Origin of the sequence: Rhodococcus sp. BE178 (assembly GCF_050433545.1) — a bacterium.
Taxonomy (GTDB): Bacteria; Actinomycetota; Actinomycetes; order Mycobacteriales; family Mycobacteriaceae; genus Prescottella.
This window is the reverse complement of the sequence record NZ_JBNPXA010000020.1, coordinates 1-19,911: the sequence shown is the minus strand read 5'-3', so window position 1 is coordinate 19,911 and position 19,911 is coordinate 1. Positions and strand designations below refer to the sequence as shown.

The window sequence follows — 19,911 nt, the reverse complement described above, 5'->3', positions numbered from 1 at the left end:
AGCTGCCCGTACCGAATAGAACCAAACGGCCCGATTCGGGGGTCGATTATTGATACTCGACAGTTGGTCAAGTGTCCAGTAGGGAGCGTGAAATATATTTGCAGAGCGTTTGTTAGTCGGGCCGGGCCCGGCGGGCGTGCCCGCAGGGCCGAGGTGATGCCGTTGTCGGGCACCGACTCTGATTACTTTCCCACTTGCAGCCCTCCGGCGGCACTAGGATCCGTCACCATGACTTCGACGGGGTGGTGGTTCCAGGCCAAGCATGGGCTCGACACGCGGGGACCGTTCCCGCGGCGGCGGCGGCGCCGCACGCTCGGTGACGCGGTGGCCGGGCGTCGCGTCCTCATCACCGGGGCGTCGTCCGGCATCGGTCGCTCCGCCGCGATCGACCTCGCCGACGCCGGTGCAGTCGTGCTGCTGGTGGCCCGCCGCGAACCTGAGCTGCAGGAGCTCGTCGACGCCGTGACCGGTCGCGGCGGCAAGGCGTTCGCCTATCCGTGCGACCTGAACGACGCGGAGGCGTCCGACGCCACGATCGGCCGGATCCTCGACGAGCACGGTGGCGTGGACATCCTCGTCAACAACGCCGGACGCTCCATCCGGCGGGACCTCGCCCAGTCGTACGACCGGGCCCACGACTTCGAACGCACCATGCAGCTCAACTACTTCGCGGCGGTGCGGCTGATGCTGGCGGTGCTACCGGGAATGCGGGAACGACACTTCGGCCAGGTGATCAACGTGCTGTCGGCGGCGAACCTGTTCGGTGGCCCCGGGTACTCCGCGTACGTCGCGTCCAAGGCGGCACTCGACGAGGTCTCCACGTCGTTCCAGGCCGAAACCCTGGACGAGAACATCACTTTCACGTCGGTATACATGCCACTGGTGCGGACGGCGATGATCGCGCCCAACGCGCAGTACCTCGAGGCCGCTGCGCTCACGCCCGAGCAGGCCGGCCGGGTCCTCTGCGACGCGATCGTCGACCGTCCGCGCCGCATCGGCCCCACGTTCGGACGGCTGCAGCAGCTGGTGGACGTGATCAATCCGGAACGGGCCGACACCGCACGGCACCGCCGGTTCAAGTCGGGTATCTGAGCCCTCTTCGGCCCCGCTCGACACCCCGGAAGCGGACTAGTCTCGACATTGGGACACAAGGTCGAGGAGATGATTCGTCATGTCGACAACACCGACATCACCGTCCACGTCAATGGAAACCCACCCTGACATCGCCGAGCTACGCGCCCGCTACGACGAATTCGGTGAGAGCCCGGTTCCGCAGGTCGCCGAGGGGCTGATGGTTCTCGCCGGTCTGTACGCGGCCGCGTCACCGTGGATCGTCGGTTTCAGCGGGCAGACGTCGCTGATGATGTGCAACCTGTTCGCCGGTCTCGCGGTCGCGCTGCTGGCCGTCGGTCACGCCACGACGTTCGGCCGCACCCACGGCCTCGCGTTCGTCGCCCCGCTGCTCGGGATCTGGCTGATCGTCTCGCCGTGGCTGGTCTCCGGCTTGAGCAGGAGCACGGGGATGATCTGGTCGAACGTCGTGGTCGGCGCCGTGGTCCTCGCTCTCGGAGCCGGGATCATGGGCATGGGCATGACCCGAGGACGGATGCGCCGATAGCGGTACCCGATCGAGCAGCCCTACGCCGCGGCCTCCTCGCGCCGGCGCGGCTGTAGCTGCGTGGCCGAGACCAGGCCCGCGGCCAGGAATCCGGCTGCGACGAACAGCGACCACCGGGTGGCGTCGGCGAACCCGTCGGACAGCGCGTCGGCGGTCTCCGGTCCGGCCGGGCCGAGCTTGCCGTGGTCGCCCTGCTCGCGAATCGGCGGGATGGTGCCGCCGGCCGAGTCGCGGGTGCTGTCGACCAGCTGTGACGACACCTGCGGCGGCAACGCGACCGGCTCGAGCCGGTTGGTGAGGCTGTGCGCCAGCCCCAGCGACAGGACGGTGCCGAGAATCGCGGTACCCAGAGCGGCACCCAGCTGGCGGACGGTGCTCTGCGTCGCCGACCCCTGACCGGATTCCTCGGTGGGAATGTCGACCAGGACGGTGCCGGTGAGCTGCGCCGACGCCAGGCCCAGGCCGAGCCCGTAGATTGCCAACAGCAGCGCCAGCAGCCACGCCGACGACGACGGCCGCAGGTACAGCGCGAAGGCCAGCACGCCGATCACCTCGAGCGCCAGACCGATCATCACGGTCCGCGGGGCACCGAACCTCGCGGTGACGTGCCGGGCCGCGGCGCCGGACATGAAGGCACCGGCCGCCATCACCGCGAGGACGTAGCCGGCCCCCAGTGTGCTGAGCCCGTACGCGTTGACCAGGAACAGCGGCAGCACCAGCAGCAGACCGAACTCGCCGATCGCGACGGCCATCGCGGTGAAGTTGCCCCAGCTGAACGTCCGGAAGCGGAACAGCGCGAGATCCAGGATCGCCGAATGCGCGATCCGGGCGCGGTGCCGCTCCCACACCACGAACCCCACGAGTGCCACGGCGCCGACCGCCGCCATCACCGGCGTCGCGGAGATCGGCGCGGTCACGGGCCACGTCGCCCCGAACACGTTGAGCTCGGCGATCGGCTTCCACCAGCCGAGGGTCTGGCCCTCGATGAGCGCGAAGATCAACGCGCCGAACCCGATTGCGCTCAGCAGCAGTCCCACCACGTCCAGTCCCGGGACGGTGATCTTCGCCCGCGTCTCGGGGACCGCTAGGAACGCGCCGATGATGACGAGAATGCCGATCGGGACGTTGACCAGGAAGATCCACGGCCACGTGAACGACGTCGTGAGCCAGCCGCCGAGCAGCGGGCCGACGGCCGCCATGCCCGAGATCACCGCGCCCCACACACCGAATGCGATGGCCCGGTCCCGGCCCCGGAACGTCGCGTTGACCGTCGACAGCGTGCACGGCAGCACCAGGGCTCCGCCGACGCCCTGCACGACACGGGCCACGATCAGCGCGGTGGAACTGTCCGACGCCGCGGCCATCAGGCTGCCGACGATGAACACGACCACGCCGACGATGAACAGCAGCCGCCGGCCCAGCCGGTCGCCGAGCCGTCCGGCGGTGAGCAGCAGCGCCGCGAACACCACCGAGTAGATGCTGTTGATCCACTGCGCGTCGGTGAGGTCCAGGTCCAGTTCATCGATGATCACCGGCAGCGAGACGTTGACGATGGTGCCGTCGACGACGATCAGCGACAGTCCGGCAGCGAGAACTCCCAGACCTATCCAGTCCCGTCGTCCCACACGGGGTTCGACTTCAGCCGGGTCCATGGTCATTGCTGCGCCCCTCCTCCGACGATGTGGCTCGCCATCCGTCGACGCTACCGCGATCCCGGCAGAGGACACGGGGGCGCACCGGCGAATGACGGCCACAATTCGGGCATTTCAATCTTTCGATTGAACCGGGCCTGCCCTCATGTGAAGGCGATGACCTGTTCGCCCCACGCCTCGCGGAGCGGGCCGTCGAGGTCGCGGACCACCCGGTCGTGCTTGTCGATCACCAGCGAGTCGCGGCCGAACCGGTCATAGGCGTCCCATCGCGGCTCACCGTCGAGACCGACCGGCGCACCGGTTTTCGCGAACTCGATCCACCGGTGCTGCATACGTGCCGACACCTTGCGTCCGGTCGACAGGCCGCCGAGCAGGTAGGTGATCTCCTTGGGGCCGTGCGCGATGTTGCCGAACACGTACGGAAGCTCGGTCGCGTGGGTGGCGCCGATCTCGAGCGCCCTGAGCATCGGGGTGGCGTAGTCGAAGCGGTACAGCCAGGTGGGGGCATACCTACTGTGCGCCTCCACGATCCACAGTGTCGGCAGCCGGAACCCGAAGTCCCGGGTCAGGCCCAACGCGTCGTCCTCGGTGGCCAGCCCCGAGTACGCCGCCTCGATCCGCGCCTGGTCGGGCAGTTCGAGGTCGGGGTGCTCGGCCGAGATCTCCGCGAACATCGCGCGGATCACGTCCGGCTCGATCGGCATGAGCGGCGACTTCATCAACTTGAACAACGACGATTCGTCCTTGTTGGTGCCTATCAGCAACGGGATCCGCTCGGCGGTGCCGTTCCAGAAGGCGTTGACCGGATAGTCGGGCACGAGTTCACCGTCGACGATCGGCACGTAGGCCAGTGTCCCCGGGGTCTCGCGCGGAATCCGCGCGAACAGTTCCTCGGAGGCGGCGAGCAGCTCATCGGTGGTCGCCGACATCAGCCGATCCGCAGCATCACCTGCGCCACCGAGTATTTCGAGGAAGGTGTTCGCGATACCCGCCGCCCGATCCTGGTTGTAGACGGACGTGGCCGGTGAGCTCTCGGCGATCGCACGGTGGAACAACCCGTGCGCGGACGGCATCGTCATCAGCGTCGTGACTGCACCGCCACCGGCCGATTCACCGAACAGCGTCACGGCGTTCGGGTCACCGCCGAACGCGGCGATGTTCGCCTGCACCCAGCGCAGCGCAGCGATCATGTCCTGCAACGCGACATTGGTGTCGAAGCGATGCTCGTCGGTGGTCAGCGACGAGAAGTCGACGAACCCGAACACCCCCAGACGGTAGTTCAGGGTCACCACCACGACGTCGCCGTTCTCCGCGAGCGCGCGCCCGTCGTAGACCGGCTGGCTCGACGCGCCGCGGAAGTAGGCGCCCCCGTGGATCCACACCATCACCGGCCTGCCGGACGCCCCCGCCGCTCCGGCGCCCGGGGCCCAGACGTTGAGCGAGAGGCAGTCCTCGTCCATCCGGATGTCGTCGCTGAGCGGGATCGCGGCGAGCCGACTCTGCGGTTCGACTGCGCCGAAACGGTCCGCCTCGAACACCTCCGTCCACGGCTCGGGGGGCATCGGCGCCCGGAACCGGAGGTCCCCGGTGGGTGCGGCCGCGTAGCGAATTCCCTTCCACACGTGGACGGGCCCGTCGGTGGTGCCGCGCACGGGTCCGTTGGTGGTGCGGACGACGGTGGTGCTGTCGGGAGCGATGAGTGTCATGTCGTTGACTCCTTCGGATCGGCGGGAACTCACGCGGTGAGCGCGGTGACGACGTGCGAGGCCTGCAGCCCGGCCAACAGCAGGAACAGGACGGTCATGATGGCGGCGTTGTGCAGGATCAGTTCTTCCTTGACCACTCCGAGCGCGGCGGTGACCCGCTTCGACGGCACCGCCGCCAGAACGGTGAGGGCGATCAGCCCGAGCCCCGCCAGCGCCGCGAACGCGACGGTCAGCAGCGCCGCCTGGGTGGTCGGCAGGTGCGCCTCGGCGATGAGGGCGCCCGCCTTCAATTCGAGCGGCAGGTTCTTGGCGTTGGGGACGGTCAGGAGCAGACTCAGGACCGCGGTCTTGCCGGCGTTCATCGTGTCGATCTGCGCCATCCACGACGGCATCGCAGCGACGGCGCCGTTCTTCGGCCGGCTCCTCCAGCTGAGTGCGGCCAGCATCAGGAACGCCAGACCGAACACGGAGGCGAACACGATCTGACTGGGATGGGCGGCACTGCCCGCCCTGTCCGCGCCGCCCTTGCTCGTGAACACGGTCACGCCCACGATGAGGGTCGAGGCAGCGAGCGCCGTCGCAGTGAACGCCAGGGCATTGGTCCTGGCGCGAGCGGAGAGCAGGATCGCGATCAACGCGGCCAGCGGAATGGGGCTCACGATCATGCCGACCCCGAGCGGAACCAATTGCGCCACTGTGTGTCCCATAGCGGCTCACATCCCTTCGTCTCGTGCGGGATGCCGGGGTCGATCGTCAGCTCGACGGTGTCGTCGCCGACATCCGACACGAACGATAGGAACCGCGGGACACGACCATCGACCGATGTTCGGGTATTGCGACACCGGCCTGTGGCGGCCGTCACGACGGGGTGCGCGCGGTCAGTCGAGGCGAACGGAGAGCAGCACGGATCCGGACTCCTCGACCAACTGGGCGGCGTCGACCTTGCTCGACAGCGACGCCAGCCCCAGTCCCTCGCCGCGGTCGCGGGCGATCCGGCCGGGAGAGCGGATCCCGATGCAGATCAACGATGTTCGGGGATCCACCGACATCGTCAGCTGCAGCGACCCGCCGGTTCCGTGCCGGATCGCGTTGGTGAATCCCTCGGACAGCACGTCGATCGCGTGCTCGAGGCGAACAGGGCTGTCCGACAGCAGCGGCCACACCTCCGGAGCGATGTCTGCCTGCATCGGAACGGCGGCCGACCACATCCCGATCAGTTCGGTGATCTGCCGCTCGGCGTCTGCCCGCGGAACAGTCGGCAGCGCCTCCTCCCGTGCCACCTCGCCCACGAGGCGGTCGATGATCTCGTCCACCCTCGCGTCCACGGCGGTCGACGCCGCGGCCGTCGGCGCACCCGTCGCGGCACCGTGCATGACCAGCGCCGCGGCCACCAGCTCACCCTGCACCGACGAGTGCAGCACGTGCGCGAGGCGCCGGCGCGCGGACAGCACCTGTCGGTGCACCTCGGCGGCGAGACGACTCTGCTCACCGAGGGCCGTCGCGAGCTGTTGTTCCTCCACTGCGCGTTGCACGTTCGCGGCCCGGATCACGCACACCGCGACGGCCGCGAACGGGTAGAAGGCAATTCCGGGGACCAGGAACGCCGGCGGGAATCCGGTGCCGCCGAGGATGACGTAGAACCCGAGCGCGGTAGCCACGGCGACCACCGTGTAAGCGGTCACCATGAGGCTCAGCCGGACGGTCGTGCTGCGCGCCCGGGGCGCGAAGCGCCGCACCACCCAGTTCCCCGCCACGCACAGCGCGATCCCGAGCACGACCTGGAGCACCGTTGTCCGGAGCCCGTAGCTCGTCAGCAGAAACGTCAGGATCACCGATGTGTACAGGGCCGCAGGCAGCACCAGGGGTGCTGGTTCCACGGCGCGGAGCACGTTCGCGAGCCACTCCCGGCGGGTCAGCGGAGGTGGTGTGACTGGCGGCTTCGGCAGCGGCGTGACGTCCCGGAACAGCGCATGGCTCATGGGCCGCACGACATCCTCCGAGATCGCCCTCAGCAGTCGCGCCGCACGCGCCGGATCGATGTTCACCCGATCGGTCTGCGACAGCGCCGAGCCGATCCGGCCCGCCAGGTCCTCGGCGCACCGACGACCGATCCCGGCCAGGTACTCCTCGTCGATCCGGCGCTGCTCGTCGAGCGCCGCGCGGGCGCCGCGCAGGCGCTGCATCACCGCGTTGTGCTCGCGCACCGAGTCGACGAGTATCGCGATGAGCGACAGCGCGACCACCGCCGTCGTCACGTTGATGGCCATCCGTACCCCGACGGTGCGCGGATCGGTCGGTAGGCCCTGGAACCCGACGAGGACGTCGAGCAGGATCGGCCGGCACGCCCCGAGCGCGGCGAAGACCGACAGCGACACCAGTGGTCGTGGACGGATCCGGTTGCCGCGCAGGACCGTGAGCCAGGCAATCAGCATGGCCGCACCCATCACCAGGTGCACGATCACCGCGATACCGAAGTACGCCGGCCAGTCCCGTGGGCTGCGGGCGGCGATGTAGCTGCCCATCACCGTGACGGCGAACGGCGCGGTCAGGCTCCACGACCAGGCGGTGACGGCCGAACTGCCGCCGATCCGTGTCAGCCAGGAAAACCGACTGCTCAACCGATCTCCACCGGCATGCCGAAGCGGCGCACGTACAGCTGGGCGGCCGCGACCCGCGGGTTCAGCTCGGGGCTGTGACCGACCCCGAGGGCGTCGAAGGTGCGGGTCACCATCTTCTCGACGCTGCGCACACTCGATTCGCGTCGGCGCGCGATCTCGGCGTTGGACCAGCCGAGTGCGATGCAGCGCAGCACGTCGAGCTGCGTCCGGGTGAGACGGTCGAGCACCGAGTCCGGATTGCCCTCGCGCACAGGGCCGGTCGGAACAGGTTTCTCCGCGAGTGCCGACTCGACAGCCGCCACCAGATCCTCGACTGATTCCAGGGCGACCTTGTCGAGGAACACCGAACCCGCCGGGCCGCCCTCGCCCGGAGCGATCCCCGCCCGCGGGTAATTCGTCAGGAACACGATGGCGCAGTGCGGCGCCCGAGCATGGACGATCGTCGCCATCTCCAGGCCGTTGGGGCGTGCCCCGAGATCGATGTCGGTCACGAGGACGTCGGGATCGATCTCGTCGAAGTCGGCGAGCGCGGCCGCCGCGGAGGACCGCTCCTGCACGTCGAAGCCCGCGTGACGGAGCGCGTCGGCGACCAGCGAGCGCATCAGCGGCTGGTCCTCGACGACCAGGGCTGTCCGCACCCACATGGCTTCTTTCACAGGAAAAAGACTAACGGGCCTGATCCGACTCCAGGAGGTGGTGACTGCGCCTAACGAAATGCCGATCGCGGACGGGAGCGGGCCGCCGGAACGACAACGCACACGGGCGCCGTGCGACCGATGCGCACGACGCCCGTCCGTTCAGGCCCGGATCAGCGCCCCGGTACGTACTTCATCGCCTTGATGAACGGCGGCAGCAGCTTGGCCCACACCTTGGCCGGAAGCCACCGCGGGCCACCGAGATTGACGACACGGGTGGTGGCGACCGTCTGCGCCTCCGTGTACTTGAGCAGGCCGTCGGGTCCGTGACGGCGGCCGACACCGGACACGCCCATCCCGCCCATCGGGGCGGCGGTGCTGCCCCACGTCGGGCCGTAGCCCTCGTCCACGTTGACGGTTCCGGCCATGACGCGGGCCGCGATGGCCTCACCCTCGGCGTGACTGCCGGCCCACACGCTCGCGTTGAGGCCGTACTCGGTGTCGTTGGCGCGACGGATCGCCTCCTCGACGTCCGCGACCGGGTAGATCGACACGAGCGGTCCGAACGTCTCGGCGGCGTAGCACTCCATCTCTTCGGTGACGCCGGTGAGCACGGTCGGCTCGTAGAACAGCGGACCGAGATCGGGTCGGGCCTTGCCGCCCGCGACGACGGTCGCACCCTTCGCGACGGCGTCGTCGACGTGGCCGGACACGGTCTTGACCTGTGCCTCGGACACGAGGCTGCCCATCTCGATGCCGAACTCGTAGCCGGGCGCGAGGCTCATGTTCCGGACCCGCTCCCCGAAGAGGCGGATGAACTCGGGCGCGATGGTCTCCTCGACGTAGATGCGCTCGATCGAGATGCACAGCTGACCCGAGTTGGAGAAGCACGCGCGCACGGCCGCGTCACACACCTGGCGCAGGTTCGCACCGGCCGTGACGACCATCGGGTTCTTGCCGCCGAGCTCGGCGGAGAAGCCGATCAGTCGGCGTCCGGCCTGCTCCGCCAGCAGCTGGCCGGTCGCGGTGGAGCCGGTGAACATGAGGTAGTCGGTGTTCTCCACCAGCGCGGTACCCACCACCGATCCCGGGCCCGGGACCACGGCGAACAGCTCACGCGGCAGGCCGGCCCGGTACAGGAGCTCGGCGCACGCGAGCGCGCAGTACGGCGTCTGACTGTCGGGCTTGATCACCACGGCATTGCCGGCGAGCAGCGCGGCGATCGCGTCGGACACCGCGAGGGTCATCGGGTAGTTCCACGGCGAGATGACACCGACGACGCCCTTCGCGTGGTGCCGCACCACCGTCTTCGTCAGGCCCGGCAGCATGCCCTGGACGCGCTTGGGGCGCAGCAGCTTCGGCGCCAGACGCGCATAGAATCGCGACGTCATGGCGATGTCGAGGACCTCTTCCTGCGCCGACGCCCGCGACTTGCCGGTCTCGGCCTGCGCCATGTCCATCAGCGCATCCTTGTGCTCGAGCACGAGATCGCGGTAGCGGAGGAAGATCTGCGCACGCTCGACGGGAGATCGCTTCTCCCACGCCTTCTGCGCGACGCGCGCCTTCTCGATCGCGGCGAGCGCGTCCGCCGCCGTACCGACCAGGACGGTCGCGAGCTCGCGCCCGGTGAAGGCCTCGACGATCGGCTTCGTCGGACGGCTCGCCGCGTCCGGGATCGCGATGAGATCGGCAAGACGAGCAAACGTTGCCGCTGACGGAGCAGGCATTTCGCACCCCTACTGGTGAGTAGATTTCGAGTTACACACAACGTACCCCGTCGGTGGCCGTCGTCACAGGATCCGGGTCGAACGCCTCGGATCCCGGGCCCGGCTCAGGACTCCGCGGCACGCAGGCGGCGTAGAACCGTCCCCTAGCGGACTGCCGGGGCGTCCTGCTGCTGCCACACCGTCCACCCGATCGCGCCGACGGCCGCAGCGGCCGCGCCGACGCCGGCAACCCACATCAACGGCGAGTTCGAAGATCCGAGGCCGGCCGATCCGAGGCTGCCGAGCGAACCGGTCCCGCCGGTGTCCGGCGTCGGGAACGTGACCGATGCGGTGTGTGCACGCTCGATCGCACCGCTCCGCAACTTCACCGATGCCTGCCACGGTCCGGCCGGCAAGTCGGCGCTGTCCGCGATCCGGAACCGAACCGTCCCGGCGGCGCCGGCGGCGACGACCGCTTCCTCGGCGTACACCGGGCCGAGGGTCCTACCGCCGGGCCCGTCGGACAGCGTGAGTTCGCCGCCGACCTCGACGGCCCAGCCACCGGTGTTGCGGATGCCGGCGACGACGACGGCCTGACCGTCGGAATCCCGTTCGGCCGTCAACCGGTCGATCGCGAAGTCCGCGGTCGTGCCGGCGCGGGGCTCCACCCGGAGATTCACGCGAACGCCGACGCGGGTCGCCACCCCGCCACCAGCACCGGCGGCGGGCTGCGCCCAGACCACCGCGGACCGGTCGCCCGTCGGCGCGTCCGCCGGGACCCGAACGGTCACCTTGACGTCGGTGTCCTCCCCGGGCGCCAGCGACATCTGCTGCTTGTCCAGGCTCGTCCACGACGTGAGCCGGTTGGCGCCACCGCGGTCCTCGACCGTGAACGCGCCGGTCTTCATCGACGCCGCACCCGTGTAGAAGTCGACCGTCCGGGCCGTGAGCCCGTTGTTCGAGACCCGCACGGTTCGCTCGAGCGTGTCGCCGGGCGCACGGGTGCCGCCGATCTCCGTCTCCCAACTCGGAAAGGTCGGATCGCGCTGCGGATCCACGATCTTGATACCGATCCCACCCACGACGGGGGCGGCGTGGACGACCGTCGTAGCTGCCGCGACGAACGACGCGAGCAGGGCGAGGAGTGCGAGCAGGTTCCGAAGCAGGAGACGCATGTAGACGCTTTCGTGAGATACCGATGGAGGCCGATGTCGACCTACACCGCGGAGTGGGTAAGTGTCGCGCTGTAGTTCCCGATGGTCACACCGTCGGATACGTCGATGGAGAGCATCGGGGTCCAGAGGAACGTCGCGTCCGGCCAGTCGTGGCGCGCGATCCCGGCCACGGCCTTGGTCGAATCCAGCGTCCGAGGGCCGGCGCTCCGGAAACCCATCGTCTCGCCGCCCGCCGTATAGGTCACCTTGGACCTGGGGATGGTCGTGGCGCCGTTGGTGAAGTCGGAGATCGAGGCGGACACGGTGACCGAGCGGCCGGTCCCGCTACGACGGTCCCGAACTGCGGAGGTGGGAACCGTCCCGCTGACGTTGTTCTGCCCGCTCACCCAGACCATGGGAGCTGTTCGCGGAACGGACAACTCGAGAGGACCGCTCTGCCCGGCGACGGTGAACGTCACATCGGTGGTACCGCTGGTGTCGGCCGAGGCCGTGCCGGCGATCGACGCAGGAACGACTGCCAACGCGACCGCCATGACTCCGGCGCCGAGCGCTGCCGTCGTCTTACGCATCTGGTTCCTCCAGTGAGGTCTACGGAAGTCAGGGGCTACCGAGACGACGGTCACGATGCGCTCGAAGCGACTCATTTCAACAAACAATTGGACGCTTGTCTATTTTCGCTGATCGAGATCCGGGCAGGTCCCGGCCAAGCCTGCGGTCGCAACTTCCTTCACATCCGCACCCCCACCGCCTCGGGGTCACGGGGCGCCTCCGCGAGGCATTTTTGTATACAATCACCGGTACTCGCGGCGCACTGTCACCTGCCGCCTCGCTCCTTCACCCCACCGACCTCCGACCGGAAGGAATCCTCCGATGGATCCGTTGTCCAGATTTCGCCTCGACGACCGAGTCGTGCTCATCACCGGGGCAAGCTCCGGGCTGGGTGCAGGTTTCGCCCGGGCGGTTGCCGCGGTGGGCGCGACCGTCGTTCTCGCGGCGCGGCGCGAGGATCGGCTCGTCGCGCTCGCCGAAGAGCTACGCGCGCAAGGCTCGTCCGTCCTCACCCACGCCACCGACGTGAGCTCGGTCGATGACTGCCGGGCACTCGCCGCCGCCGCGGCCGCCGAGTTCGGGCGGATCGACGTGCTGGTCAACAACGCCGGTCTCGGCGGGTCGACCCCGGCACTCCGCGAGGACCCCGATCGATTCCGGGCCGTTGTGGACGTCAATCTCAACGGCACGTTCTGGATGGCGCAGGCCTGCGCCGCGGTGATGAACGAGGGCGCATCCATCGTCAACATCGCCAGCGTTCACGGCCTGGTGGCGTCCCGTTTCCCGCAGGCCGCGTATGCCGCCAGCAAGGCGGGCGTGCTCGGACTGACCCGCGATCTGGCACAGCAGTGGTCACGCCGCAAGGGAATTCGCGTCAATGCGCTGTGCCCGGGGTATTTCGCCAGTGAGATGACCGCCGAGGGCGAATCGGCCCTACGTGAGATGGTGGCCGATCAGTCCGTCCTCGGCCGTTTCGGGACGCAGGAGGAACTCGACTCGGCGCTGCTGTTCCTCGCCAGCGATGCGTCGTCGTACATGACCGGAGCATCACTGGTCGTCGACGGCGGCATGAGCGCCGTCTGAGTGCACGTGGGATCGGATGGCGTTCCCGCCATCCGATCCCACGCTCGTCAGCTGGGCGCCTGGAACGCGACACCGGTGGACTCGAGATCAGCCCAACGGGATTCGTCGATGCCCGCGAGCTCGGCGAGGACCTGGCGGGTGTGGTCACCGAGGATCGGTCCCGGAACCGGAGTCTGCGGCGTCGTGCGGGAGAACTTCGGAACCACGCCGGTGGCAGGGACGGCCGTACCGAACCGGTTGACCAGCTCCACCACCATGTCCCGGGCAGCATAGTGCGGGTCGGCGAGCATGTCCGCGGCCGTGTAGATCCGGCCGGCCGGAACGCCGTTGTCCTCCATGGTCTTCAGCAACTCGTCGGCGGTCATCGCCCGAGTCCAGGCACCGATCACCGCATCGATCTCGGCCATGTTGTCGCCACGAGGGCCGTGTTCGGCGAACTTCGGGTCGTCGGCCAGTTCGGGTCGGCCCATTGCGACGCAGAGCCGTCGAAAGACCGTGTCGGCGTTGGCGGCGATCAGAACCTCCGCACCGTCGGAGGTGGGGTAGACATTCGAAGGCGCGACCTTGGGAAGCACGGACCCGGTCCGTCCTCGGGTCACGCCGCCGATCGCGTGATCCGCCATCGTGGACTCCATCAAGGCGGCCACGGCTTCGTAGATCGCCACGTCAACTTCCTGGCCCCTGCCGCTGACCGAGCGCTCATGGACAGCGGCCAGCGTCCCGATGACGGCGAACAGGGCGGCGAGGGAATCGCCCAGGCTGACTCCGCTGCGGGTCGGCGGAAGATCCGGATTGCCGGTGGTGTGCCGGATGCCGCCCATGGCCTCCCCCACGCTCCCGAATCCCGCATCGCCCGAGCGTGGCCCGGTCTGCCCGAATCCGGAGACGTGCACGAGGATCACTCGCGGGTTGACCTCCGAGAGAGCCGGGTAGTCGAGTCCCCACTTCGCCAGCGTGCCGGGCCGGAAGTTCTCCAGGACGATGTCGGCCTCGGCGGCCAGCTTGCGGACCAGGTCCTGACCCTCGGGGCGACGCAGGTCGATCGCGACGGACTTCTTGTTCCGTGCAATCGAAGGCCACCACAGGCTTTCACCGTCGACGGTGACGCCCCACCGTCGCATCGAATCACCGGCGCCGGTCGACTCGACCTTGAGGACCTCGGCCCCGTAGTCGCCGAGCAATTGCCCGGCGAAGGGTCCGGCGATGAAACTTCCCAGCTCGAGCACCCGAAGTCCGCTGAGCGGACCAGCAGTCTTAGTCATCCCCGAATTGTACACAATCCAAGTCGATGCGACGCTATCTCGGCATAAAACGGGCGTGACTGCATACAAACTGGGTTCGGGCCAGCCCCTCCATGGGAGCTAGTCTGATCAGCGACCATGCACCGACCACTGCAAGAGGGGCGACGTGACGACGACACCATCGACACCGAGTCGAGTCGCTTACGAACAGATCCGGCAAGCGATCATCGAGGGTAGATATCGGCCGGGACAGCGTCTCATCGAGCAACGGATCGCCGAGGAGTTCTCGCTCTCACGGACACCCGTCCGTGAGGCACTGCGCCGACTCGAGGCGGAAGGACTTGTTCACAGCGAGCCGAACCGCGGTGCGATGGTACGAACCCTCTCGCTGTCCGATGTGGCCGACCTGTACGGACTCCGGGCACGGCTGGAGGCGTACGCCGCCGAACTGGCAGCGGAACGCATCGAAGATGCGCAGCGTGAGCAGATCGACGCCGGCATCGAAGCGTTCGCCGTCGCGCTCGGCATGGACGCCGCCGATCCACTCGACCTGGTTCGGGCCGTGGACGCGGCCAACGGCCAGATCCATCGCGGAATCCTGACGGCGGCCAGGCACGAACGGCTCTCCCGCCTACTCGAACGCACTACCGACGTCCCCCTCGTCTTCCAGGCCTTCCGCCAGTACGACCGCGTCCAGATCGAGCGGTCACATCTGTTCCACCAACTCATCCGCGACGCGATCGTCGCCGGCGACGGCCTGCGGGCGTCCGCCCTGATGCACGAGCATGTCCTCCAGGGCCGCGACGTCCTGCTCGGACACCTCGCGGCAAACGACACCAAGGTGGACGAGTTGTTCGCGATCCCGTCAACCCGGAAAGGCTCCGGCACGGACGAGTAGGCCGGGCACCGGCGTGCCGAGTACCCCACCGAGCCAGTTCGACGCGTCGATCAACTGCGGCAACCGCGCACCCGTGACAACGCCGCTGCGCTCGAGGAGATAGACCAGGTCGTCGGTCGCGATGTTGCCGGTCGCGTTCGGGGCGAAGGGGCAACCACCGATGCCGCCGATGGACGAATCGAGCACGGTCACACCGGCATCGAGCGCCGCGACCGCATTGGCGTAGCCGGTGTTGCGGGTGTTGTGGAAATGGCAACGCAGACGAACGCCGGGCGCCACCGCGGCAACACCCGCGACCAGCCGGGTCACCTGGCGCGGCACCCCGACACCGATGGTGTCGGCCAGCGATATCTCGTCCACCCCGAAATCCGCTGTCCGCCGCGCCAGTTCGACGACTGTGGCCTCGGAGACCTCGCCCTCGAAGGGACACCCGAAAGCGGTCGCGATCGTCACCGACACCAGCACACCGGCCGACCTGGCGTCGTCGACGAGATCCTGCACGGTCCGGACCGAGTCCGCGACCGACATGCGCTGGTTTCGCTGACTGAAGGTCTCGGAGGCGACAACGACGCAATTGACCTCGTCCACACCCGCCGCCAGCGCGCGGTCGAATCCTCGACGGTTGAGCACCAGACCGCTGTACGACACATCGCTGCGGCGGGGGACGCCGGCCATCACGGCCTCGGCATCGGCCATCTGCGGCACCGATTTCGGGTGCACGAAGCTGGTTGCCTCGATACGACGGAGTCCCGCGTCGACGGCCCGCTCGATCAGCTCGATCTTGTCGGCCGTCGACACCGGCACCGACTCGTTCTGCAGCCCGTCGCGGGGGCTTACCTCAACAATCTCCACCGTCACTCCAGCCCTTCCCGATCCGTGACTCGACGCCCGAGTCCCGACCATATTGTATACAATGAGCGAATCCGGCCGATGCGCCGCGCCGTCGTTCGAAAGGGATTGCCGTGTCCACCGCAGAATCGACCCCGGTCGCAAACGAGGCCGGCGTGATTGAAGGCCGGCTCACGCTCATCATGAGCCGCGCCACCCAGGACCCATCACTGCGCGTGGAGAACCTGCGTCGCGTCCCCGCAGGGGCATCACGACACACCTGGTCGTTCGATGCATACGGGGAGACGACCGAGCGCGAGGAACTGATTCTGCGAATCGACGCGCCCGGCGCGTTCGAGGCCGAGTCGATGAACCGCGAGTCCGCCCTGATGACGGCCGCGGGTCGCGCCCGGGTGCCGTCCCCGAGGGTTGTAACCTCCGGCAGCGGTGACGACGAACTCGGTGCCTCGTACATCGTGATGAGCCGAGTCGCGGGCGAGTCCATCCCACGAAAAATCCTGCGCGACAGCGAATACTCGTCGGCCCGTCCGCGAATGGCGGGACAGTGTGGCCAGATCCTGGCACGCATCCATAGCATCGATCCCGCATCGGTCGCCGGCCTCGAGGAGCGCGACGAGCTCGACACGTGGCGCAAGACCCTGTCGGACACCGGTCGAGCGCACCCGGCTTTCGAGCTCGCGATTCGATGGCTGGACCAGAACCGTCCGCCTGCCGCGGCACGCCGAGTCGTCCATGGCGACTTCCGTCTGGGGAACTTCATCGTCGGCCCCGAAGGCATTCGTGCCGTGCTCGATTGGGAGTTGGCCCACCTCGGAGATCCACTCGAAGACCTCGGCTGGCTGTGCGTGAAGACGTGGCGCTTCGGCCAGCAGCCTCCGGTGGGTGGATTCGGAACCGTCGACGATCTGGTCGCAGCCTACGAAGCAGAGAGCGGATCGACCGTCGATCGCGACGCCCTCCACTGGTGGTTGGTTCTCGGCACGCTGAAGTGGGGAATCCTGTGCCTCCATCAGGCGGAACGGCACCTTTCCGGGGCCACCCGCTCGGTGGAACTCGCAGCGATCGGGCGCCGCGTCAGTGAGACCGAATGGGACCTCCTCGAGCTTCTTCCCTGACCACACCGGGCGTCTGCGCCACCGTCGGTGGCCGGTATCCGACGACCCCGTCGGATACGAAGGGCCCCGAGGGAATTCGAGTGTGACTTCGAACGTCGACACTCCGGCCCTCGGGACCCTTTCCGGGAACGGTGCCGCGGTCAGCGCAGCCCGAACTCCCAGTTTCCGCCGCGGCGGTACTCACTGAGAATCCTGCGGCCGACGCTCTGGATGTGCACCTCGTCGGCGCCGTCGTAGATCCGCGCGAACCGTGCGGCACGGTACATGTGGCTCAGCGGCGTGTCCTCGGTGACGCCGGCCGCACCGAAGACCTGCACAGCGCGATCGACGACGTTGTGCAGCATTCGCGCGCCGAAGACCTTGACCGCGCCGATCTCCACCCGCGCCTGGTCACCTCTGTCGACCTGTTCGGCGGCCTTCAGGGTGAGCAACCGGCTGGCCTGGATCTCGGTGTAGGAGTCGAACACGTGCTGCTGCATCAGCTGCTTGTTCGCGAGCGGTTCGCCGAACGCGACTCGCTCGTTGAGGCGGTGGCACATGAGATCGAAGGCCCTCTGCGCCTGGCCGAGCCATCGCATCGAGTGGAAGATCCGGCCGGGGCCCAATCGTTCCTGCGCGATCACGAACCCGTTGCCCCGCTCGCCGAGCAGGTTCTCGGCCGGCACCCGTACGTTGTCGTACTCGACCTCGTAGTGTCCGCTGGACAGACCGAGTACGGGTGTGTCCCTGACGATCCGGTAGCCGGGATGATCCGTCGGAACGATGATCATGCTGAACGAAGCATGCGGTGCAGCGTCGGTCTCGGTGCGGCACATGACCGTCGTGTACGCGGCGTCCGCGGCCCCGGTGGTGAACCACTTGCGGCCGTTGATCACCCACTCGTCACCGTCGAGCGTGGCGGTGGTCTGCAGCTGCGTCGGATCCGACCCCGCGACATCCGGCTCCGTCATGCCGAAGCTCGGCGAGATCTCTCCCTGCACGAGCGGCTCGAGGTAGGCCTCTCGCCACCTCGGACTGGCGTGCCGGTTCAGCATGATCGAGTCCTGGAGCGTCCAGGTGCCCAGCGCCAGCTGACCGTACTCACTGCGCCCCTGGACCTCGTTGATGTAGACGTAGTCGAGGAACGGAAGCCCTCCGCCACCGAGCTCGGCCGGATGCCCCAGCGCCCACAGGCCCTCGGATTTGGCTTCCTTCTGCAGGTTCGCGATGAGGCTGCGGGCCTCCGACCCGCCCGCATCCAGAATCGGCTCGCTCGGCTCGACCCGCTCCACCATGAACTGGTAGACCTTGTCGCGCATGGGGCGAATGTGATCGGGGACATCGAATGTCATGCGGGCCCTCCGAGATAGCCGGGATTGTCCACACGGAGCTTGGCCTCCACGCTCGCGGTGACGAGGCGTTTGACCTCAGCCAATCGTGAGTCTTCACGACCTGTGCGGATGGCCTCGGCGAGGCCGGCATCGTCTGCGTATCCGAGCTGGGCCAGTCTGTCTCGGTGTTCGGAGGTATCGACCGCCCCGTGTTCGAGTTCTCGCTCGACGATCGCCAACGCGTTGATCGCCACCCGGGTGTGGAATCGCATCGCTCCGTCCAACTCGTCGATAACCTTGTCGGCGAGGAACTCTCGAACTGCCGTGACGAGTTCGGCGGCGGTCGGAACGTCGTACAACGTCTCCGGTGCCGTCATCGGCGATCCTCGGACAGACTGATTGCCGCGCCGACATCGACGGCGGCGTATCCTTCGGGTGCGGCGACCTCGACGACGGGCTCGTCCCGGTCGTCGAATTCCAGCCGCAACGCCCGGCTCATCACCGCGTGCATGTCGTACAGGCACGTAACGTAGGTCAGCTCGAGAATCTGTTCGTCGGTCAGCCCGTCCTTCAGCACCTGGAAGGTACCGTCGTCGACACGGCCGCCACCGGTCACCAGACTGTCGGCGTAGGACAACACCGCTCGTTCGAGCGGGGTGAACAGATCCGAGACACCCCAGGACGGGATGGCCGCGATCCGCTCCTCGCTGACTCCGAGCGAGCGGAGCGACTTGCAGTGCTGGGAGAAGACGAACTGGCTGCCACGCAGCCATCCCGCACGAGTCTGACCGAGCTCGCGCAGTACCGGGTCGAGAAGCCGATCGGGGCTCCGGTAGAGCGAGAAGCCTCGGACCGCATGCTCGAGTACGTCCGGCACCAACGCGAAGACGGTCCACCAGTCGCCCTGGGTGCCGGCCTCGGTTCCGGGCTCGGCCACCGGATCGCGGTCCGGCCCGAACAACTTGTCGTACATGGTGAGCACGATGTCGGCCTGGGCCTCACTCCGTGAAACCTGCTTCAAACGGGGCATCGAAGGGTCCTTCCGTGGTTGTGGTGGTGTCGGTCAGATCGCAGCCGGTTCGGCGGACTTGGCCGGACGGTGTCGGACATCGGCAGAGGTCAGCTCACGGGTGTAGGCGGCGAACTTGTCCGCCGGGATCGTGAACGCCACGTGGTTCGTCGAGCCGACGGCACTGGCGATCTCGCCCGTACCAGGAATAGTCACAGCCGAGGCGATACCCGGCGCAGCCGGCGGGGCATCGGGGAACCAGGAGAACGCCGGGTGGTTCGCCCCACCGAGGTCGAAGAAGAAGTGCTGCCCCCTACCGTCGGGAAGCTCGAGGGTCTTGACCAGAGGCATCCCCAGCACGTTGGCGCAGAAGTCCACGGTGCGCTCCATGTCTGAACACACGGGCGCCAGATGATTGATTCCGCTGATGTCGAACTCGGCATTCGTCAAGGTCCAGGCTCCTTTCACGGGCATGAGGTCTCGCTGTGACAGCGGCGCGGTCGATGGTGATGCGCAGGATGCCTCCGTCGAGAGGTGAGGACGCCGGGGCCGATCGTGTTCACTGCGAGATCCCGGCGTTGACCATCCAGTGTCATCATGATAGCTATTTAGCGATCGCTAAATAACCCCCCTTTCTTCTTGAAGGAGGCCGCATGGCCGACGAGCCGACCAACACTGAGCCCGCCGCGCTGTACGAGCGTCGCGGCAGCGTCGCGATCATCACCCTCAACCGCCCGCGGGCACTGA

Annotated in this window: 19 protein-coding genes; 5 read left to right on the top strand and 14 right to left on the bottom strand. The window is 67.8% G+C overall.

Annotated elements, in window-relative coordinates; translation table 11 throughout:
- Window positions 1-228 precede the first annotated feature (228 nt).
- Together J2X34_RS25655 and J2X34_RS25650 are read left to right on the top strand one after the other, a co-directional pair.
- Window positions 229-1,092, top strand: coding sequence for an SDR family NAD(P)-dependent oxidoreductase (locus tag J2X34_RS25655; RefSeq protein ID WP_429520098.1), 864 nt, complete (start codon window positions 229-231; stop codon window positions 1,090-1,092).
- A gap of 112 nt (window positions 1,093-1,204) precedes the next feature.
- A complete protein-coding gene (locus J2X34_RS25650; protein WP_397484754.1) occupies window positions 1,205-1,618 on the top strand; it encodes an SPW repeat protein in 414 nt (137 codons plus the stop codon).
- Window positions 1,619-1,638: 20 nt separating this feature from the next.
- Here the strand turns inward: J2X34_RS25650 and J2X34_RS25645 are convergent, their stop codons facing one another.
- From J2X34_RS25645 to J2X34_RS25610, 8 genes are all read right to left on the bottom strand, one after another.
- A complete protein-coding gene (locus J2X34_RS25645) occupies window positions 1,639-3,276 on the bottom strand; it encodes a DHA2 family efflux MFS transporter permease subunit (protein WP_114723988.1) in 1,638 nt (545 codons plus the stop codon).
- Window positions 3,277-3,413: 137 nt separating this feature from the next.
- The gene (locus tag J2X34_RS25640; protein WP_429520097.1) at window positions 3,414-4,976 is read right to left on the bottom strand and encodes a carboxylesterase/lipase family protein; all 1,563 of its coding nucleotides are present in this window, start codon (window positions 4,974-4,976) and stop codon (window positions 3,414-3,416) included.
- A 29-nt stretch (window positions 4,977-5,005) separates the two neighbouring features.
- The gene (locus tag J2X34_RS25635; RefSeq protein WP_429520096.1) at window positions 5,006-5,683 is read right to left on the bottom strand and encodes a GAP family protein; all 678 of its coding nucleotides are present in this window, start codon (window positions 5,681-5,683) and stop codon (window positions 5,006-5,008) included.
- Window positions 5,684-5,854: 171 nt separating this feature from the next.
- Window positions 5,855-7,594: a hypothetical protein gene (locus tag J2X34_RS25630; RefSeq protein ID WP_429520095.1), complete on the bottom strand. Its 1,740-nt coding sequence runs from the start codon at window positions 7,592-7,594 to the stop codon at window positions 5,855-5,857.
- Entirely contained in the window at window positions 7,591-8,250 is a 660-nt protein-coding gene (locus J2X34_RS25625) for a response regulator (RefSeq protein WP_258558137.1), read from the bottom strand. The genes J2X34_RS25630 and J2X34_RS25625 overlap by 4 nt, the downstream gene beginning before the upstream one ends.
- Before the next feature lie 152 nt (window positions 8,251-8,402).
- Window positions 8,403-9,956 carry a succinic semialdehyde dehydrogenase gene (locus J2X34_RS25620; RefSeq protein ID WP_429520094.1) on the bottom strand — a complete coding sequence of 518 codons (1,554 nt, stop codon included), beginning with the start codon at window positions 9,954-9,956 and terminating at the stop codon, window positions 8,403-8,405.
- Window positions 9,957-10,099: 143 nt separating this feature from the next.
- A complete protein-coding gene (locus tag J2X34_RS25615) occupies window positions 10,100-11,110 on the bottom strand; it encodes a hypothetical protein (protein ID WP_429520093.1) in 1,011 nt (336 codons plus the stop codon).
- Window positions 11,111-11,151: 41 nt separating this feature from the next.
- On the bottom strand, window positions 11,152-11,679 hold the full coding sequence (locus J2X34_RS25610) for a hypothetical protein (RefSeq protein WP_114723981.1): 528 nt from the start codon (window positions 11,677-11,679) through the stop codon (window positions 11,152-11,154).
- Between the two features lie 301 nt (window positions 11,680-11,980).
- Here J2X34_RS25610 and J2X34_RS25605 point away from each other — a divergent pair, with 301 nt between their 5' ends.
- The gene (locus J2X34_RS25605) at window positions 11,981-12,742 is read left to right on the top strand and encodes an SDR family NAD(P)-dependent oxidoreductase (RefSeq protein ID WP_114723980.1); all 762 of its coding nucleotides are present in this window, start codon (window positions 11,981-11,983) and stop codon (window positions 12,740-12,742) included.
- Window positions 12,743-12,789: 47 nt separating this feature from the next.
- Here J2X34_RS25605 and J2X34_RS25600 read toward each other — a convergent pair whose 3' ends face one another.
- On the bottom strand, window positions 12,790-14,004 hold the full coding sequence (locus tag J2X34_RS25600) for a CaiB/BaiF CoA transferase family protein (protein WP_114724048.1): 1,215 nt from the start codon (window positions 14,002-14,004) through the stop codon (window positions 12,790-12,792).
- A 145-nt stretch (window positions 14,005-14,149) separates the two neighbouring features.
- Here J2X34_RS25600 and J2X34_RS25595 point away from each other — a divergent pair, with 145 nt between their 5' ends.
- Entirely contained in the window at window positions 14,150-14,881 is a 732-nt protein-coding gene (locus J2X34_RS25595; protein WP_174907312.1) for a GntR family transcriptional regulator, read from the top strand.
- Here the strand turns inward: J2X34_RS25595 and J2X34_RS25590 are convergent.
- Window positions 14,849-15,784, bottom strand: coding sequence for a hydroxymethylglutaryl-CoA lyase (locus J2X34_RS25590; RefSeq protein ID WP_429520092.1), 936 nt, complete (start codon window positions 15,782-15,784; stop codon window positions 14,849-14,851). The genes J2X34_RS25595 and J2X34_RS25590 overlap by 33 nt on opposite strands.
- A 59-nt stretch (window positions 15,785-15,843) precedes the next feature.
- Here J2X34_RS25590 and J2X34_RS25585 point away from each other — a divergent pair, with 59 nt between their 5' ends.
- Window positions 15,844-16,845, top strand: a complete 1,002-nt coding sequence (locus J2X34_RS25585; RefSeq protein WP_429520091.1) for a phosphotransferase family protein — start codon at window positions 15,844-15,846, stop codon at window positions 16,843-16,845.
- 140 nt (window positions 16,846-16,985) lie between these two features.
- Here the strand turns inward: J2X34_RS25585 and J2X34_RS25580 are convergent, their stop codons facing one another.
- Genes J2X34_RS25580 through J2X34_RS25565 form a run of 4 tightly spaced genes read right to left on the bottom strand, consistent with a single transcriptional unit; the run spans window position 16,986 to window position 19,614 of the window.
- Window positions 16,986-18,176 (bottom strand): acyl-CoA dehydrogenase family protein, encoded by a 1,191-nt coding sequence (locus tag J2X34_RS25580; RefSeq protein WP_114723977.1) that lies wholly within the window; start codon window positions 18,174-18,176, stop codon window positions 16,986-16,988.
- The gene (locus tag J2X34_RS25575; protein WP_114723976.1) at window positions 18,173-18,532 is read right to left on the bottom strand and encodes a DUF6285 domain-containing protein; all 360 of its coding nucleotides are present in this window, start codon (window positions 18,530-18,532) and stop codon (window positions 18,173-18,175) included. Before J2X34_RS25575 ends, J2X34_RS25580 begins: the two co-directional genes overlap by 4 nt.
- On the bottom strand, window positions 18,529-19,185 hold the full coding sequence (locus J2X34_RS25570; RefSeq protein ID WP_114723975.1) for a carboxymuconolactone decarboxylase family protein: 657 nt from the start codon (window positions 19,183-19,185) through the stop codon (window positions 18,529-18,531). Before J2X34_RS25570 ends, J2X34_RS25575 begins: the two co-directional genes overlap by 4 nt.
- Window positions 19,186-19,218: 33 nt before the next feature.
- Window positions 19,219-19,614: a VOC family protein gene (locus J2X34_RS25565; RefSeq protein WP_397484753.1), complete on the bottom strand. Its 396-nt coding sequence runs from the start codon at window positions 19,612-19,614 to the stop codon at window positions 19,219-19,221.
- Window positions 19,615-19,911: the final 297 nt, after the last annotated feature.